The 18,382-nt window shown below is 34.2% G+C and carries 20 protein-coding genes and 1 pseudogene; 12 read left to right on the forward strand and 9 right to left on the reverse strand.

What is annotated here, in order from left to right; translation table 11 throughout:
• Positions 1–152 precede the first annotated feature (152 nt).
• From AC5YGG_RS03235 to AC5YGG_RS03255, 5 genes and pseudogenes are all read right to left on the reverse strand, one after another.
• Positions 153–1,121, reverse strand: a complete 969-nt coding sequence (locus AC5YGG_RS03235) for a T9SS type A sorting domain-containing protein (RefSeq protein WP_496142997.1) — start codon at positions 1,119–1,121, stop codon at positions 153–155.
• A gap of 53 nt (positions 1,122–1,174) precedes the next feature.
• Complete coding sequence (locus AC5YGG_RS03240; RefSeq protein WP_496142998.1) at positions 1,175–1,450, reverse strand: hypothetical protein; 276 nt, start codon at positions 1,448–1,450, stop codon at positions 1,175–1,177.
• A gap of 258 nt (positions 1,451–1,708) precedes the next feature.
• The gene (locus AC5YGG_RS03245) at positions 1,709–1,873 is read right to left on the reverse strand and encodes a DDE-type integrase/transposase/recombinase (RefSeq protein WP_496143432.1); all 165 of its coding nucleotides are present in this window, start codon (positions 1,871–1,873) and stop codon (positions 1,709–1,711) included.
• A pseudogene (locus AC5YGG_RS03250) lies at positions 1,867–2,058 on the reverse strand (IS3 family transposase); the annotation flags it as partial. The pseudogene AC5YGG_RS03250 and the gene AC5YGG_RS03245, both read right to left, overlap by 7 nt.
• A gap of 209 nt (positions 2,059–2,267) precedes the next feature.
• Positions 2,268–3,614: a T9SS type A sorting domain-containing protein gene (locus AC5YGG_RS03255; RefSeq protein ID WP_496142999.1), complete on the reverse strand. Its 1,347-nt coding sequence runs from the start codon at positions 3,612–3,614 to the stop codon at positions 2,268–2,270.
• A gap of 212 nt (positions 3,615–3,826) precedes the next feature.
• Here AC5YGG_RS03255 and AC5YGG_RS03260 point away from each other — a divergent pair, with 212 nt between their 5' ends.
• The 3 genes from AC5YGG_RS03260 to AC5YGG_RS03270 are packed head-to-tail and all read left to right on the forward strand — an operon-like array spanning position 3,827 to position 6,685.
• On the forward strand, positions 3,827–5,170 hold the full coding sequence (locus AC5YGG_RS03260) for a cytochrome ubiquinol oxidase subunit I (protein ID WP_496143000.1): 1,344 nt from the start codon (positions 3,827–3,829) through the stop codon (positions 5,168–5,170).
• Entirely contained in the window at positions 5,167–6,171 is a 1,005-nt protein-coding gene (locus AC5YGG_RS03265; RefSeq protein WP_496143001.1) for a cytochrome d ubiquinol oxidase subunit II, read from the forward strand. The genes AC5YGG_RS03260 and AC5YGG_RS03265 overlap by 4 nt, the downstream gene beginning before the upstream one ends.
• Before the next feature lie 4 nt (positions 6,172–6,175).
• Complete coding sequence (locus AC5YGG_RS03270) at positions 6,176–6,685, forward strand: ClbS/DfsB family four-helix bundle protein (RefSeq protein ID WP_496143002.1); 510 nt, start codon at positions 6,176–6,178, stop codon at positions 6,683–6,685.
• Between the two features lie 144 nt (positions 6,686–6,829).
• On the opposite strand, the gene lysS is transcribed toward AC5YGG_RS03270, so the two are convergent.
• The 4 genes from lysS to AC5YGG_RS03290 form a co-directional block, all read right to left on the reverse strand.
• The gene (gene lysS, locus AC5YGG_RS03275; protein WP_496143003.1) at positions 6,830–8,527 is read right to left on the reverse strand and encodes a lysine--tRNA ligase; all 1,698 of its coding nucleotides are present in this window, start codon (positions 8,525–8,527) and stop codon (positions 6,830–6,832) included.
• Positions 8,528–8,797: 270 nt separating this feature from the next.
• On the reverse strand, positions 8,798–9,721 hold the full coding sequence (rlmF, locus tag AC5YGG_RS03280) for a 23S rRNA (adenine(1618)-N(6))-methyltransferase RlmF (RefSeq protein ID WP_496143004.1): 924 nt from the start codon (positions 9,719–9,721) through the stop codon (positions 8,798–8,800).
• Positions 9,722–9,724: 3 nt separating this feature from the next.
• Positions 9,725–10,096, reverse strand: a complete 372-nt coding sequence (locus AC5YGG_RS03285) for a c-type cytochrome (protein WP_496143005.1) — start codon at positions 10,094–10,096, stop codon at positions 9,725–9,727.
• Positions 10,096–10,314, reverse strand: coding sequence for a hypothetical protein (locus AC5YGG_RS03290; RefSeq protein ID WP_105703150.1), 219 nt, complete (start codon positions 10,312–10,314; stop codon positions 10,096–10,098). The genes AC5YGG_RS03285 and AC5YGG_RS03290 overlap by 1 nt, the downstream gene beginning before the upstream one ends.
• Before the next feature lie 136 nt (positions 10,315–10,450).
• Between AC5YGG_RS03290 and AC5YGG_RS03295 the strand changes: the two genes are divergently transcribed.
• From AC5YGG_RS03295 to trpB, 9 genes are all read left to right on the forward strand, one after another.
• A complete protein-coding gene (locus AC5YGG_RS03295; RefSeq protein WP_496143006.1) occupies positions 10,451–11,095 on the forward strand; it encodes a hypothetical protein in 645 nt (214 codons plus the stop codon).
• 251 nt (positions 11,096–11,346) lie between these two features.
• Positions 11,347–12,771, forward strand: a complete 1,425-nt coding sequence (locus AC5YGG_RS03300; protein ID WP_496143007.1) for an anthranilate synthase component I family protein — start codon at positions 11,347–11,349, stop codon at positions 12,769–12,771.
• Between the two features lie 37 nt (positions 12,772–12,808).
• The gene (locus tag AC5YGG_RS03305; protein ID WP_496143008.1) at positions 12,809–13,411 is read left to right on the forward strand and encodes an anthranilate synthase component II; all 603 of its coding nucleotides are present in this window, start codon (positions 12,809–12,811) and stop codon (positions 13,409–13,411) included.
• 11 nt (positions 13,412–13,422) lie between these two features.
• Positions 13,423–14,412, forward strand: a complete 990-nt coding sequence (gene trpD, locus AC5YGG_RS03310; protein WP_496143010.1) for an anthranilate phosphoribosyltransferase — start codon at positions 13,423–13,425, stop codon at positions 14,410–14,412.
• 21 nt (positions 14,413–14,433) lie between these two features.
• Positions 14,434–15,207: an indole-3-glycerol phosphate synthase TrpC gene (gene trpC, locus AC5YGG_RS03315; protein ID WP_496143011.1), complete on the forward strand. Its 774-nt coding sequence runs from the start codon at positions 14,434–14,436 to the stop codon at positions 15,205–15,207.
• A 39-nt stretch (positions 15,208–15,246) separates the two neighbouring features.
• Entirely contained in the window at positions 15,247–15,951 is a 705-nt protein-coding gene (locus AC5YGG_RS03320) for a phosphoribosylanthranilate isomerase (RefSeq protein ID WP_496143012.1), read from the forward strand.
• An 84-nt stretch (positions 15,952–16,035) separates the two neighbouring features.
• A complete protein-coding gene (gene tnpA, locus AC5YGG_RS03325) occupies positions 16,036–16,488 on the forward strand; it encodes an IS200/IS605 family transposase (RefSeq protein ID WP_496143013.1) in 453 nt (150 codons plus the stop codon).
• Between the two features lie 152 nt (positions 16,489–16,640).
• Positions 16,641–17,186 carry a GNAT family N-acetyltransferase gene (locus tag AC5YGG_RS03330; protein WP_496143014.1) on the forward strand — a complete coding sequence of 182 codons (546 nt, stop codon included), beginning with the start codon at positions 16,641–16,643 and terminating at the stop codon, positions 17,184–17,186.
• A 4-nt stretch (positions 17,187–17,190) separates the two neighbouring features.
• Positions 17,191–18,369: a tryptophan synthase subunit beta gene (gene trpB / locus AC5YGG_RS03335; protein WP_496143015.1), complete on the forward strand. Its 1,179-nt coding sequence runs from the start codon at positions 17,191–17,193 to the stop codon at positions 18,367–18,369.
• Positions 18,370–18,382 lie beyond the last annotated feature (13 nt).

Below are 18,382 nucleotides of genomic sequence, written 5' to 3' on the forward strand. Positions count from 1 at the left end.
TATTAAAAATCTTGCTATATGCAAAGACTTACAAATATCGTGATTTTTTTCGAGGTATGAAAGTTAAAAAATGTCAAAAAAATGTGGAGTTAAAAACAAAAAAACAGACTGTAGTCTGTTTTTTTGTTTTCATAAATTAGCATATTTAAATTTTATTTTTTAATAAATTTAGCCTTATAAATTTTATTATCAGTAATAATTTCAATTACGTAGTTACCTGATACCAGATGTTTAACATTCATTTCTGCTTTATTATCAGATAATATAAAATCTCCGGTGATAGTATAAATATTAACCTTATTAATCTTTTCATTATTTTCTACTTCTATATGGATATCATCAGTAGTTGGGTTGGGATATACCTTAAATTTATCTACGTTACTATTATTTACATCATTTACATTTAAAGCATTATCTATAATCAATGATGTATCCTGTATTCTTATATATTTCTTTGTGCCATCCAAAGAAGCAGACAATCTAGCTCTTGTATCATCCATACATATGTAAGTATTGTAATCCAGTAAATGAGCTTTAGATATCATACCCTGTGAAATATTATACTTATAGCTTCCATTATTGAAGGTATTATCCTCTTCTCCATTATTTTTCAATCTATAGATTATAGCCTGATTATATCCATACCCCTGTCCACCTCCGAAAAATAGAATATTATTATTTGAATCTACACTAATACTTTTAACACCTTGGGGAAAACTTCCCAGAACAGTACCTCCGATACCAAAACTAGGATCAAGTACTCCTGCAGAAGTATATCTTTTTATAGCCGTTGGTAAAAATACATAAATATTACCTGAAGAAGGGTCTATCTTATAATTTCCAGATTCTTCTAAGATTCCCATATTTCCATAGGTAAGATCCTGTACTCCATCTAAACTATATTTTGTTACATATACAGCAGGATATTGAGTACGAAATACATAAAAATTATTATTTACAAAATAGAATTTATCCGCATGTACATTAATATTAACTGAATTATCGATTTGTCCATCAGAAAGCAGTTTTTGTATTTTATTATTACTTGAAAAATATAAAGTGGAGTCAGAATTTAAGAATACAGCAGAAACATTTTGGGAAAATGTAACAACTCCATTCACACCATATGATATATCAAGCGCACCTGCAAAATTATATTTTACTATCTTATTATTTAAAAAAAATATATTCCTTGATCATTAGCAAGAATATCAGTTCCGTAAGAACTGTAAACACCTACATTCACTGTTCCATTTATACCAAAACTAGAATCAATCATTCCATTAGGTAGAAGCTTATTCATTTTATTAGTCCAATAAATATACATACTGCCATCTGCATTTACTTTTGTTCTGAAATAGGCAAGTCTATCAAACTGAATTGGAGTAAAGCCTTTTGCACGTCCTACATAGTATTGCCTAAATACCATTAAAGGAAATAGAAATAACATAAAAAAATTCTTGTTTTCATAATATTAGTTTTGGCAAATATAAATATTTCCTTACTCCTGATAATTAAATCATTATGAATATACTTTTTATATATTTCCACCTCCATTTTTCTTTTGTAATAAGCTTGTTTCCATAATCAGTTCTGTTTTCAAAGATTTGAAAATTGAACGCCTCTGTCGCTATGAAAAATTAGATTTCCCCTATTTTCCTATTTCTTACAGTCATTTTCTAAGCTGCAAGGATTATTTTCTTAGTACTCATCCTTTGCTCAAACTCAATCCAATAATTTTCCGATCATATAAATCAATCACTGTTGTTAAGTACAAAAATCCTTCTTTTGTTTGAATGTAGGTAATATCAGAAACCCAAACTTGCGCAGGTTTTTCAGCAATAAAATTCCTTTCCAATACATTATCTACCACCAAATAATTGTGGTTAGAGTTTTAGTAACTTTAAATTTCTTGCTTAATTTACTTTGTAAACCAAGCTCTCTTATATATTTAACCACCGTAACTCGGGATATTTTGTAACCCAGCGAATTTAATTCAAACGTAATGCTAGGGCTTTCATAGCGCTGTTTTGATGAAAAATATATTGAAGAAATTTGCTGTTTTAGCTGAACAGCTTGGTTTTAAAAGCAGGATCGTAGATTTCTCTCTCTCGTTTCATAGGTTAAAATTAAGGTTTTATGCTTAACTTTAACTGGAAGCTAAATTAGTACATCCAATATGAAAGTTAAAAACAAAAAAAACAGACTGGAGTCTGTTTTTTATATTTAAGTTTATCACTCAGATATTATATTGTTTTTGGCTAAGGCTACTTCTTAATAAACTTATTTACATACTTATTTTTATCAGATATTATCTCTATCATATAATTTCCAGCCGAAAGATTCCTTACATCAATTTTTGTTTCAGTTCCAGACAATACCAATTCTCCTGTCATCGCAAAAATACTCACTTTAGAAATCTTTTCTGTACCCGTATTCTTTATCGTAATAAAATCTGTTGCTGGATTGGGATATACCTGAATATCATCTCTATTTGTATTATTTATATCTTTAGTGCTTAATGCAAGCTCTGAAAGATTTGTAGTTCTTATATATTTATTGGCTCTGTAAGTAGTACTATTTAAACTATACCTCTTACTATCCAGACACATATATGTATTATCATCTATGAGTCTAACATCTGTAATAATAGCATCTGAAGAAACATATTTATAACTTCCATTATTAAATGTATTATCTGCTTCACCATTATTTTTTAATCTAAAAATGTTTGTGCTATTATAACCATAGGCTTGTCCACCTCCAAAAAAGAGTATATTATTATTTGAATCTGAAACAACTCTTTTAGCACCAAGCGGAAAATTTCCTTGAGCAGTACCAGCAATTCCAAAAGTATCATCTACTACCCCGGCAGATGTATATCTTGTAATATTACCTGTAGGTGGCTGTACATAAAGTTTACCAGACGTATGATCTAAGACAAATGTAAAATTAGATACATCCAGAATTCCGGCGTTTCCATACTGGGTATCCTGAATTCCGTTAAAATCATATTTGGTAATTGTATAACCAAAAGTAGGACTAGGATTTCCACTACTACTATAATAATAATTAAAAATATAAATATTATTTCCACCTACTTCAAATCTCTGATTTGAAGTAATAACAAATGAATTATCTATCTGACCATTAGAAAGAAGTTTTCTTATTTCCCCATTAGTAGAAAAAAGTAAGGAAGAATCAGGATTTACATTTATATTATATACATCTTGGGGAAATGAGACAACACCATTCACTCCAAACGATAAATCTGGTGTACCCCCCAGGTCATATCTTGCAATGTTATTATTTGATGAAAGGTAAATATACTGATCATTAACTGATATTGAATTTGTAATATTAGTTATCGAAAGTACATTACTTATGACCCCGTTAGTTCCAAAACCAGGAAAAGGAGTCCCTGCAATTGTAGTTTTCTTCAAATTGGAAGGTCCATAAAACATATATGTACTTCCATCTGCTCCCATTACTCCTTTAAAATTTAAAGTATAATAAAATTCTGAGATAGGATAAGCTTGTTCACGACCTACATAATATTGACTAAATACCATTAAAGGAAATAGAAATAACATAAAAAAAATTCTTGTTTTCATAATATTAGTTTTGGCAAATATAAATATTTTCTTACTCCTGATAATTAAATCATTGTGAATTTACTTTTATCTATTTCCACCTCTATTATAGAAATATTTAATCATTTTTAAAATGACTAAAGTTAAATTCTATTTTATCAAATTCTACTGTTTTAAATCATACTCAACATCAATAATTTATGCGTAAATTTATTTACTGAAAAGTTGATATTATGGATGATTTTATAGCTGCCCGCGCCCAGATGGCGCTTTCTCTGGGCTTCCATATCATATTCTCCTGTGTGGGAATGGTAATGCCTTTCTTGATGGCTTTTGCCCATTGGAAGTACCTAAAAACCAATAATGAAGTATATAAAGGCTTAACAAAGGCATGGAGTAAAGGAGTGGCAATATTATTTGCTACCGGCGCCGTTTCCGGAACAATGCTCTCTTTTGAACTAGGACTTTTATGGCCCGGATTTATGAAGCATGCAGGTCCTATTTTCGGAATGCCCTTTTCACTGGAAGGAACTGCTTTTTTTATTGAAGCCATTGCTATTGGTTTCTTTTTATATGGATGGGATAAGTTTAATAAATGGTTTCATTGGTTCTGCGGATTTCTTGTAGGAGTAAGCGGACTTGCCTCCGGTATTCTGGTGGTAGCTGCCAATGCCTGGATGAACTCTCCTACCGGATTTGATTATATTAATGGACAATACCTTAATATAGATCCTATAAAAGCGATGTTCAATGATGCGTGGTTTCCACAGGCACTTCATATGACGGTTGCTGCATTTTGTGCAACTGGATTTGCGGTGGCGGGTGTTCATGCCTTTATGATCATGCGAAAAAGAAATGTTGAATTCCATACCAAAGCGTTCAGAATTGCTGTAGGTTTCGCTCTTATCGGAGCTTTTGGAGCGCCTTTAAGTGGTGATATTGCGGCAAAATCTGTAGCGGAAAGACAACCTATTAAATTAGCGGCAATGGAGGCTCATTTTGAAACCGAAAAAGGAGCTTCATTCGTTATCGGAGGAATTCCTGATGAAGAAAAAGAAGAGATAAAATATGCTGTTAAAATTCCAAAAGTATTAAGTTTTCTTGTAAGCAATGATTTCAATTCAGAAGTAAAAGGGCTTAAAGATTTTCCAAAGGACGAATGGCCTCCGATTGCTGTAACTCATTATGCTTTCCAGATAATGATTTTCTTTGGTGTAGTGATGATCTGTATCGGAGCAATATATCTTTATGCCTTCTTCTTTAAAAAGGAATGGCTGACTAAAAACTGGTTATTAAAGACTTTTTTAATCGCAACTCCGTTTGGTTATATTGCATTGGAAGCAGGATGGACTGTGACTGAAGTCGGAAGACAGCCCTGGATCATCTATGGCGTCATGAGAACCATAGACGCTGTAACACCAATGCCTGGAATACAATATTCTTTCTATTTCTTCACCGCGATCTTTGTGTCTTTATCCTTAATTCTCGTTTTCCTTTTAAGAAGACAAATCCAAATGGTTCCAAAACTTTACGACCCTACAGACGCTCAGTTTAACGATAAAAACAAAAAATCATGATCTACATTGTTATAGGCTTTCTCTGGCTTTCCATCTGTCTTTATGTTATTCTGGGCGGCGCTGACTTTGGTGCCGGCATTGTAGAGCTTTTCACGAATAAAAAAGCCCGTCATAAAACCCATGAAATCATGTATGAATCTATTGCGCCTGTATGGGAGGCAAATCATATGTGGCTTATCATTGCGATTGTTATCCTTTTTGTAGGGTTTCCTGAAATATATACAACAATGTCTACTTACCTGCATATTCCATTAGTATTAATGCTTTTGGGAATCATTGCCAGAGGAACTGCATTTACATTCAGACATTATGATGCTGTAAAGGATAACTGGCAGGTTTTATATACCCAGATCTTTTATTATGCAAGTCTATTAACGCCATTTTTCTTAGGATTAATAGCTGCGGCAACGGTTTCTCATTCCATTAATCCGGATGCAAACAACTTCTTAGACCTATATATTTACAGTTGGCTGAATTGGTTTGGTGTTTCTGTAGGTCTGTTTACAGTAGCACTTTGTGCTTACCTTGCCTCTATTTTCTCATTGAGAGAAACCCGCGGTAAAGAAGAGTTATTACTTATGATCAGAAAATCAAAACAGACGATGATTTTTGTTGTGGTAACAGGAATTCTTGTATTTGTAACTGCTTACATTTCAGATATTCCTCTTTTGATGTGGGTATTTTCAAAACCTTTGGGAATTATGGCTATTGCTTTTGCTACTATTGCTTTACTTCTTATTTTTAGAGCAATGAACAAACAAAAGCTACTTCCTGTACGTGCTCTTGCCGGTTTTCAAATCGTAATGATCCTTGTGGCAGCAACCTATCAGCATAATCCGGATATTATTTTATTAGGAAACGGGCAACATTTATCACTATTAGAGCATATGGCACCTGAGAAAACGATTTCAGCCTTGGGATGGGCATTGATGTTGGGATCACTGTTTATTCTTCCGTTTTTATTTTATCTGATGGCTTCTTTCAGCAAATTGAGAAAATAATAGTATGCAAAATTATAAGGATAAGACGGAATTGATCGAAGAGATTAAGAAACGACATTTCCTATACGATCAGGAATTCAATGATATTAAAGAAGAAGAAAAAGATGTATTGAAATCTGATGTTGACAAAACACCATCACAAAATATATCGTATCAGATCGGATGGACCCGCCTCTTACTTCAGTGGGAAGCTGACGAAAAAAAAGGAATTGAAGTTAAAACGCCTACTCCTGAATACAAATGGAATAATTTAAAAGGATTATATCAATCTTTTTATGATCAGTATGGTTCTTACAGCTTAACTGAGCAAAGAGAGCTTTTACAAAAACAGATCAAAGAAATTATAGAATGGATAGATAGTCTTGATGATAAAATTCTGTTTGGGCCTGAACAGAGAAAATGGGCAACTACACCTGCAAAATGGACTGTCTGGAAATGGATACATATTAATACGGTTGCTCCTTTTAAAAACTTTAGAACGCAGCTAAGGAAATGGAAGAAGAATCAGATATAAATTGTATTATAACTTTATTTCATTAATCTTAATAAATAGCCACAAATGCACAAATGAAATGATTTGTGTTTCGTAGCTAAAAAACAAAAGACTATTTCTAAAATGAAATAGTCTTTTATACATATTATTACTCTAATGAAGTCGCTATGCCAGTTTCATCAAAAGATTCTCATCAATCTTCTCAACTTTCACAATATTATTTTTTGTCAAAGTCTTAGAAGCTTTATCCCATTTTTTACCGGATAACTGGCTTCTTTCCTTTACTTCAGCTAAAGACATCGCTTCTTCCTGAGAATTAAGGATTTCAAGGATTACTTTCTCATCTTCTCCTAGTTCAATTTGAGGAACTGCTTTCTCCGGTCTCATCTGAGGGAAGAATAATACTTCCTGGATAGAAGCATTGTTTGTTAAGAACATGATCAATCTGTCCATACCGATTCCTAATCCAGATGTAGGTGGCATACCATATTCAAGCGCTCTTAAGAAGTCCTGATCGATGAACATTGCCTCGTCATCCCCCCTTTCAGATAAAGCCATCTGAGCTTCAAAACGCTCTCTCTGATCAATCGGGTCATTAAGCTCTGAATAAGCATTTGCGATTTCTTTACCACAAACCATCAATTCAAAACGCTCAGTTAAACCTTCTTTGCTTCTGTGTTTCTTAGTCAATGGAGACATTTCAACAGGATAATCAGTAATGAAAGTCGGCTGGATGAAGTTTCCTTCACACTTCTCACCGAAGATCTCATCAATTAATTTTCCTTTACCCATCGTTTCATTCACTTCAATTCCGATAGATTTAGCGAAATCAAATAATTCTTTCTCCGTTTTTCCGGTAATATCGAAACCTGTAAACTTCAAAATAGCTTCCGTCATAGAAACTCTTGGATAAGGCGCTTTGAAATCTACTTCATGCTCCCCGAAAGTAGCCGTTGTAGTTCCATTTACCTGAATCGCACAGAATTCTAATAATTTCTCTGTGAAATCCATCATCCAGTTGTAGTCTTTGTAAGCAACATAGATTTCCATTGCTGTAAATTCCGGGTTGTGCGTTCTGTCCATCCCTTCGTTTCTGAAGTTTTTAGAGAACTCATATACTCCGTCAAAACCACCTACGATCAATCTTTTCAGATATAACTCGTTAGCAATTCTTAAATATAATGGAATATCTAAAGCATTGTGATGCGTAATGAATGGTTTAGCTGCTGCTCCCCCAGGAATCGACTGTAGAATAGGAGTTTCCACTTCAAAATATCCTGCATCGTTGAAGAAAGTTCTCATGGCATTGAACAATTTTGTTCTCTTCACAAAAATTTCTTTTACCTGCGGGTTTACCGTTAAATCTACATAACGTTGTCTGTATCTTAGCTCAGGATCTGTAAATCCGTCGTGTACAACACCATTTTCGTCTGTTTTTGCCTGAGGTAAAGGACGTAAAGCCTTGGTAAGAAGCGTAAAGTTTTTTACTAAAACCGTCTTCTCACCTACCTGAGTAGTAAACAATTCTCCTTCAATACCGATAATATCACCGATATCTAAAAGATGCTTATAAACTTCGTTATATAATTCTTTGTCATCTCCAGGACAGATCTCGTCTCTGTTGAAGTAAACCTGAATTTTTCCTTTAGAATCCTGCAATTCTGCAAAAGAAGCCTTCCCTTGAATTCTGCGGGACATCAATCTACCAGCGATCTTCACCTGTTTACTTTCAGAAAAGTCCTGTTTTATAGATTCTGTAGTATCTGTAATTGTATACTCATCCGCAGGGAACGCATTAATCCCCATTTCAGTAAGCTTATTCAGCTTTTCTCTTCTAATGATTTCTTGTTCTGATAATTGCATTTCTTATTTTTCTAAAAGCGTACAAATTTAGTCATTTTTGACCTGACCGTCAATTGATTTTTTCAGAAATTTTAAAATGAAGATTACGAACAGGAAAAAGTGGGGATTGTAGAGCCTAAAGTAAGGATTGAAAATGATGAGTGTAGTATAAAATAAAGTGAATGGTGAATTGTCAATTTGCTCCGCTGTGAATTAATAGCAATAATCATTATTAAATATAATATCATTCACCATTGAATTGCGTAACAAAATTGACCATTGACTATAGATTTATATCCAATTTTTTCTATTCTGTAGAGGAATAAAAGTCCAAACAAGCATTCTGCTCACCTTCTGCCCCTGAGCCATGTCAACTATTTTGAACTCTGCCTTTACCTTTTTTAAAAGTGAAGTCAGTTTAGGCAAATTATCCTTTTTAGAAACCAGACACGTAAACCAAAGAACCTGTGAAGAATAGTCCACACTCTCATTAATCATGTTGGTAATAAACCTCAATTCACCACCTTCACACCATAATTCAGATTGTTGACCTCCAAAATTGAGCAACGATTTCTGATTCTTCGATTTATTTAAATTCCTGTTTTTCCTCATATTTCCTTTTATCATAGACTCTTTTGAATCATGAAAAGGAGGATTACACATAGAAAATGTAAACTGATCCTCTGGGCTCATTATATTTTTGAAGATATAATTGGAATCAGGTTGGTACTTCAATTCAATTGATGAAATTAGATCCGGATTCTGATCTAAAATATAGCGGGCATTTTTTAATGAATCTTCATTAATATCTGTGCCAAGCATCTTCCAACCATAGGATTGATGCGCTATTAAAGGATATACAAGATTGGCTCCTACTCCAATATCTAAACCTTTTACAGAAGTTCCTTCCGGAATTTTTCCATGGTCTTCGGCTAATAAATCGGCAATATAATGGATATAGTCTGCTCTCCCAGGAATAGGAGGACAAAGATTGGTATCGGGAATATCCCAGCCTTTAATATTATAAAAGTGTTGTAATAAGGCTTTATTAAGCAGTTTAACAGCTTGTGGAATACTGAAATTGATCGTTCTTGTCTTATAAGTATTGACAAAAACATAGGGATTCAGTTCTGGCACACAAGAAATGAGCTGATCAAAATCATAGGGATTACGATGCAGATTTCTTGTGTGCAGACTGGATTTTTCGGTGGACATGTTTTATTTCTTCTGGCTTAAAATATATTCCACCATTTTTTTAGCATCTTCTTTAGATACTTGTGGATGGGCAGCCATAGGGACACCTCCCCAAACTCCACTTCCGCCTTCTATAATCTTGGAAGCCAGCAGCTCAATATCTTTTTCAGAATATTTACCTGCTATTTCCTTATAAGAAGGTCCTATCATTCTCTCATTAACAGCGTGACATCCCGAACAATCCAAAGTTTCCATGATCTGATCACCCGAAAGATTGGATTTTGCCGGAGCTGACACAGGCGCAGCATCGGAAGATGCTACTTCTGCCGTATTTTCTTTTTTAGAACAGGAAAAGATCAAAAGACCCAATGTTCCTGCCAAAAGTAAATTTTTCATTATTTTTTCGCTGTAGAATCTGTTTTAGCAGCTTCAGGAGCAGGGGCAGCCGGAGTTGCAGCAGCTGGAGCAGCAGTTTTAGCAGTAGAATCTACAACTGTAGTTGCTTCTGGCTCTTCAAGCATCGTGTTGCTATCTTGTAATGAATGATCTGCTTTTTTTGAGCAGCTTGCTAATAATAAACCTCCGATAAATGCGATTGCTAATACTTTTTTCATTTTTTCTATAAAATTTAGACAAAAGTATAAAAAATAAGCTTTTAAAACGATGATATATCCCCACTTTAAAGATATTTTTTTGTAATTTTAATGGAATTATAGCTGTTTAATAAGGTGATATTTCTAAATTTAACCTATGGTTTTAATTTCAAAAATTCTGTTTTTCACCAGCCATCATGGTTTTTATACTGTGATTATTCTTATCTTGTTTTTCGGGTTACTTTCAACTTTAACAAAGAAAGCATGGTTCCTGATCCCCATCATTCCTTTAGCCATCTTAAATGGATTCGGCGGACAGTTTTTAAACGCCTGGTTCCTCAATAAATACGGGATAGAAAGCACCGCAGTGATCACCTCAGATGTAGAAACCAATTCTACATTAAATGAAATGTACATCCATGATTATGAAGCTATCGTCAAAAAGCAGGATGGAAAATACATTTCAACATTTTTCTCTACTACAACGGCTTCTATCTACCCTATTGAAAACGCCATCAGAATTCCGCGGTTGGAACAGACCTTTCCTGTTAAATATATTCCCGGGTATGAAAAAAACATTGTAATTCTTTATAACCAATCTGATGAAGGGAAAGCAGTACTTCAATATTCAAAGCTAGCACCTGTAAATTCGGCTAGAATTAAATATGAAGCAGATAAAACGAACAAAGAATTTATCGAAGAATATATCTCAGCCTTAGAAGATTATACCAACTCCTATGACGATAAAGATTCCAAAATAAAAATTGAAGAACTCAAGCAAGAACTGAAACAGCTAAAGTGATTTATCTCAATATTAATTTTTTATTTTTTTGAATTTTTTGTTTTTCGTATTAAAAAAATCTCTACATTTGTCCCATGTTTAATAATAGCAACAATATTTGGTGGTGGCTTTCAAACTCTTCGTCGGGTCTGAAGTTATTGTCATGTTATTAAACCAACAGCAGATATAAACAAAACAATATACAAGGCTTTGACGGATTCCGTTGAAGCCTTTTTTTATTCCTAAAATCTTACAAAAAAATACAACAGCAGATGTTTACTCAAAAAATCAAAATAAAAACCGTTTCGAAAAAAACTCTTGGAGATCTTCATACTCCGATGAATATTTACCTGAAAATCAGAGACAAGTTCAGAGACACTATTCTTTTGGAAAGCTCAGACTCAAAAAGTATTGATAATAACTTTTCCTTTATCGCCATTAATGCCGTTGCAGGAATTGAGGTAAAAAACTTAAAAGAATATGAAATTAAACTTCCGGATTCCGCACCGGTAAAACAATTCATCACAGACCGTAATATCAATGATATTTTTGAAGATTTCCGTACTATTTTCGACTGTGAAAAAACTGATGATCCCATTGAACAGACGGCACAAAGTCTTTTCGGATATACAAGCTTTGAAGCGGTACAGTTTTTTGAGAACGTCAATTTAAAAGCACAAAGTCCTGAGGTAGAAATTCCTATTCTTCGATACAGATTATATCAATATGTAATTGCGATCAATCATTTTAATGATGAGATGTACATTATTGAAAATCAAATGAGCGGTATAAAATCCGAAGTCAATCTTTTGGAAAACCTCATCAAAAATCAAAACACGCCTGTTTATCCTTTTGAAAAAAATGGTGAAGAGACTTCTAATATCACCAATGAAGATTATCTTGAACTGGTAAAAACAGCGCAGAAACACTGCATGAGGGGTGATGTATTTCAGCTTGTATTGAGTAGAAGATTTGAACAGAAATTCAAAGGAGATGAATTTAATGTTTACCGTGCGTTGAGAAATATCAATCCTTCTCCTTATCTGTTTTATTTTGATTATGGAAATTATAAATTATTCGGTTCCAGCCCTGAAAGTCAATTAATTATTAAAGATCACAAGGCAATCATTCATCCTATTGCCGGAACTTCCAAAAGAACCGGAAATTTTGAAGCTGATCTTCAGGCTATTGAGGTTTTAAAAAATGATCCGAAAGAAAATGCTGAGCACACCATGCTGGTAGACCTTGCCCGCAATGATCTTGGAAAACTTGGAAAAAACGTTACTGTTACCAAACTTAAAGAAATACAGCTTTTCTCTCACGTGATTCACATGGTAAGTGAAGTAACCGCTGATCTTCCGGAACAAATCAATCCTCTTGATATGATTTCTGCTACTTTTCCGCAGGGAACTTTAAGCGGAGCTCCTAAACATAAAGCCCTTCAACTGATCAATCAATACGAAAAAGACTCCCGTGGATATTATGGCGGCTGTATTGGTATTGTCGGATTAAACGGTACGTGTAACCAGGCAATTATGATCAGAACATTCCTGAGTAAAAATAATACTCTTTATTATCAGGCTGGAGCCGGGCTTGTTGCAAAATCGGTTCCTGAAAACGAGCTGCAAGAGGTCAACAATAAATTAAATGCTCTGAAAAAAGCAGTTGAAAAAGCAGAGAAAATCGTTGAAAATTAGAAAACAGCCACAAAATTAAACTTACAAAAAGAAAAAAATGACTAACAATACAACCTCTCAACAATCGCAGCTTAAAGTTCTGGTTTTTGATAACTATGACAGCTTTACCTATAATCTTGTCCAGATTATTGAAAAAATACTGAATCAAAAAGTGGATGTGATAAGAAATGATCAAATCACGCTGGAAGAAGTTGATCAATATGATAAAATTATTCTTTCACCAGGTCCTGGAATTCCTGAAGAAGCAGGTATTTTATTAGAATTAATTAAAGAATACGCTCCTACCAAAAGTATTTTAGGAGTGTGTTTAGGGCAACAGGCTATTGCAGAAGCATTCGGAGGAAATCTGATCAATCTTTCTGAAATATTTCATGGAGTGGCAACCACAACGGATTTAGTAAAAGAAGATACTAAACTTTTCAAAAACTTAGCTTCAGGATTAGAAGTCGGAAGATACCACAGCTGGGCGGTGAATCCGGAAAATTTCCCGGAAGAGCTGGAAATCACGGCTGTAGATAAAGACGGAATGATCATGGCTTTACAGCACAAGACATATGATGTACACGGAGTACAGTTTCATCCTGAAAGTATCTTAACTCCCGATGGAGAAGTAATTATCCGAAATTTTTTAAATCATTAAAACCGTTCCAAATGAAAGAAATACTGCAATATCTGTTCAATCATAATACTTTATCAAAGGCTGAAGCAAAGGCTATGATGATTGAAATTGCACAGAACAAATTCAATGCTGCGGAAGTAACGGCATTCATCAGTGTTTTTCTGATGCGAAATATTACTTTGAAGGAACTTGAAGGTTTCAGAGAAGCCTTATTACAAATGGCTGTTCCTGTACATATTGATGCAAATGATGCTATTGATATCGTAGGAACGGGAGGAGATGGAAAAAACACAATCAATATATCAACATTGGCAAGCTTTGTGGTTGCCGGAGCTGGGCAGAAGGTGACAAAACATGGAAATTACGGGGCTTCAACGACCACTGGCTCATCCAATGTGCTGGAAGAACTTGGATATCAGTTCAAGAACAGTTCAGAAGAACTAAATGAGGACCTTGAGAGAGCTAATATCTGCTTTCTCCATGCTCCCTACTTCCACCCTGCCCTTCAATCTGTTGGATTATTGAGAAAATCACTGGGATTAAGAACGTTCTTTAATCTTTTAGGTCCCTTAGTAAACCCGGCAAAGCCTCAATATTCCATGATTGGAGTTTATAACCTTGAAATTGCCAGAATCTATCAGTACCTTCTTCAAAAAGAGGAAAAGGAATTTATCTTAGTACACGGACTGGATGGTTATGACGAAATTAGCTTAACACATGACAGTAAAATCATTACGAAAAATGGTGAAGAGATCCACTCTGCGGAAGATCTTGGGTTTAATCCGGTGAGATTGGAAGATATTAAAGCCGGAGATACCATTCAGGAAACAGCAAAGATTTTTATGAATATTCTGAAAGGGAATGGAACTGAACAACAGAATTCTGTGGTATTAGCCAATGCAGCTGTTGCGCTTTATCACACCCATAAATTCGGGACTTATGATAATTGCCTTCTTCTTGCTCAGGAAAGCCTTGAAAGCGGAAAAGCATTAATGAGTTTTGAACTTTTAATTAATCAGTAATCTAATTATTCTCAACACAAAATGACTATACTAGATAAAATTATTGAAAGAAAAAGAGAAGAAATTGCGGTTTCAAAGTCTCATACTTCTATTGAACAATTGAAAAGTTCCGAGTTCTTTGGAAGGAAAAACTATTCATTAAAGGAATCCATTAAGAATAGAAGCGGGATCATTGCGGAATTCAAGAGACAATCTCCGTCAAAAGGGATCATTAATAATAAGGTACAGCCTTTGGAAATCGTATCAGCTTATGAAAGTTTTGGTGCCAGCGGAATTTCTATTCTGACAGATAAAGATTTCTTCGGAGGAAGTTTTGAAGATATTTTAAAGGTAAGAAATCATATTAATATTCCGATTCTGAGAAAAGATTTTATGATTGATGAATACCAGTTTTATGAAGCTAAAAGTATAGGTGCTGATGTTATTTTATTGATCGCAGCTTGCCTTTCTCCGAGTCAGGTTCAGGAATTTACAGAACTTGCCCATCAGCTGAATATGGAAGTTTTATTGGAAATTCATACGGAAGAAGAATTGAAACATTATAATTCAGAAATTGATCTAGTAGGAATAAATAATAGAAACCTGAAAGATTTTAAAGTTGATTTACAGCATTCTGTTCAATTGAAAGATCAGCTTCCAAAAGATACTTTATCCGTGGCAGAAAGTGGAATTTATGCTCTTGAAGACTTTAATTTTTTAAAAGAAAAAGGATTTGACGGCTTCCTGATGGGAGAATATTTCATGAAAAATCCTAACCCGGCAAAAGCGTTTGAAGAGTTTTCTTTCTCAATCTGAAAATAAATTGATCTCTGAAATTATTAAAAATCAACAGCTATGAATCAACAGCGAGCAAACAGTACTTTTCCTCAACTCAAAGTCTGTGGATTGACAAATCCGGAACAAATTCAGGAATTGATTTCCATGAAAGTAGATTTTTTAGGTTTTATCTTCTATGAAAAATCGCCGAGATATGTTTTGAACCATTTGAGTCTTAACGATATTTCAAGAATTGACCATCAGGGAAAAGTGGGAGTTTTTGTCAATGAAACGGTAGATAAAATTGTAGAAATAGCTACAAAAGCAAGCCTTAATTTTATTCAGTTACATGGTGATGAAGATAAGAACGTCATGAATAATCTAAGAGAAAAATTACCTTCTGATATTAAAATCATAAAGGTTATCAGAATCGGGAATGACATGATTGAAAACAGAAAGAAAATAGAACAGATTTTCAGCCAAACAACAACCTACAACACACAACCCACTGACTATTATTTATTTGACACAGACAGCAAGTCATTTGGCGGAACTGGACAACAGTTTAACTGGGATGTATTGAATGAATTTGAAATTCCTTTACCCTATTTCCTGAGTGGCGGCATTTCAGAAGAAAACATTAAAAATATTGAATCATTACGCCAAAAACCTTTCGTGTTAGATATCAATTCAAAATTTGAAATAAATCCAGGCAATAAAAATATAGATAAAATAAAAACATTCAAAACAATCATCCCTATGATTCCCAACGGGACGATTTAACCCAGAATTGGAAACATTCCAATTAATATTAATGATAAACCATTCGTGACAATATAAATACAAACCACCAAAAAACACAAAAACATGCCGCAATCATTAGTCAAAAATTACGTCCACATCGTATTCAGTACAAAATACAGGAATGATTTTATCGATGAAAACATAGAAAAAGAATTGTATGCCTACATCGCCACATTATGTAAAGATTTTGAAAGCTATGCATTACAGGTCGGAGGAACAGACAATCATATTCATATTCTTTGCAGATTGTCCAGGAAGATTGCATTAATGAAATTGGTTCAGGAAATAAAGGCGCATTCTTCAAAATGGATCAAAACGAAAGGTAAGAAATATGAGAATTTCTTTTGGCAGGATGGTTATGGTGCGTTTTCTGTGGGTGAAAAGGATGTTTATATTGTAACAAAATATATTAAAAATCAACGCCAACATCATCAAAAACAGGATTTTAAAAATGAATTTGTTGGAATGCTGGAAAAACATCAAATGGATTATGATGAAAAATTTTTATGGGATTGATATTATGGAATTTATTGATACGTTATTGATACGTTGATATATGGATAAATTGATGACATTGATGACATTGAAAAAAAGGATTCCATCCTTTCCTGTAGATTAAATCGTCCCTTTGGGACTCTTTACTAACTTTGATTATTATATAACAAATCATGAAATATCAGATAAAACAAACCAATGAATTAACAGAACAGGAAATAGAACATATCCTTCAGCTTTGGGATATTTCTGCATGGAATACGATGAAAACTGCCTTTTTTCGAACATTTTTCAAAGATTCCGAATTTCATTTTCTGGTGGATGCTCATGAAAAAATTCTTGCTGTTATTCGTCTTAATTTTGACTTTACGCTGGAAATTTCGGGGAAACAATATGCATTTGCAGAAGCTGTAGGTTTGTTGGCTGCGCAGAAGAAAAAAGGATTTGGAGCTCAGCTGGTAGAGTATTTTAAAGAAAATGTTACTCAGCGAAAGATGGAAACAATTGGTTTTTGTCATGAAGACCTTCGTCCTTTCTATGAGAAATGTGCTATTGAAATATTATATGATAAGGCAAAGTCTATCAAAGAAAATGCAGGCTCCGAATGGATCAATTCTGAAGACGATGATATTTTACTATTTCATATCTCTCAGGAGAAAAAAGAACAACTAAGTACGCTGAGTACAGACAATAACGCTTATTTAATTACTAAAGAATAAAGAAATGAATTATAAAAACCCTGATGAACACGGATATTATGGAGAATTTGGAGGTGCTTTTATCCCCGAAATGCTTTATCCGAATGTAGAAGAATTACAAAAGAACTATCTTGAAATTATAGAATCTGAAGACTTTCAGAATGAATATCAGGATCTACTGAAAAACTATGTAGGAAGAGCTACTCCACTCTATTTTGCTAAAAATCTAAGTAAAAAATACAATACTCAGATCTACTTAAAACGTGAAGACCTGAACCATACCGGAGCTCACAAAATCAATAATGCTTTGGGACAGGTTCTTCTGGCAAAACGTCTTGGGAAAACAAGAATCATTGCTGAGACCGGAGCCGGACAGCATGGAGTTGCCACTGCGACGGCATGCGCCTTACTTGGTCTTGAGTGCATCGTTTATATGGGTGAAATTGATATCCAAAGGCAAGCTCCCAATGTAGCAAGAATGAAAATGCTTGGGGCACAAGTCATTGCCGCTACATCAGGTTCAAAAACATTAAAAGATGCGGTGAATGAAGCTTTAAGAGATTGGATCAATAATCCGGTTACTACTCATTATGTGATTGGAAGTGTGGTAGGACCTCATCCATTCCCGGATCTTGTGGCGCGATTTCAAAGTGTCATTTCAAAAGAAATCAAGGAGCAATTGAATGAGAAAATCGGGAGAGAAAACCCTGATTATGTAATTGCCTGTGTAGGTGGAGGAAGCAATGCTGCCGGAACATTTTATCATTTTGTAGAAGAAAAAGATGTAAAAATCATTGCTGCGGAAGCCGGTGGTTTAGGAGTAGATTCAGGAAAGTCTGCTGCTACTACCTTCTTAGGAACATTAGGTGTTCTTCACGGAAGTAAAAGCCTTGTGATGCAGACTGAAGACGGACAGGTCATTGAACCCCATTCCATTTCTGCCGGACTTGATTACCCGGGAATCGGACCTTTTCATGCTCATTTATTTCAGGAAAAAAGAGCTGAGTTTTTCAGTATTAATGATGATGAAGCTTTAAAATGTGCTTTTGAATTAACGAAACTGGAAGGAATCATTCCTGCATTGGAAAGTTCACATGCACTTGCTGTTTTAGATAAAAAAACATTCAATGAAAATGATGTGGTAGTTATCTGTTTGAGTGGTCGTGGAGACAAGGATATGGAAACTTACCTGAAAAATTTATAAAAGTATCAATAAA

It is taken from the genome of Chryseobacterium sp. CS2K3 (assembly GCF_059515185.1).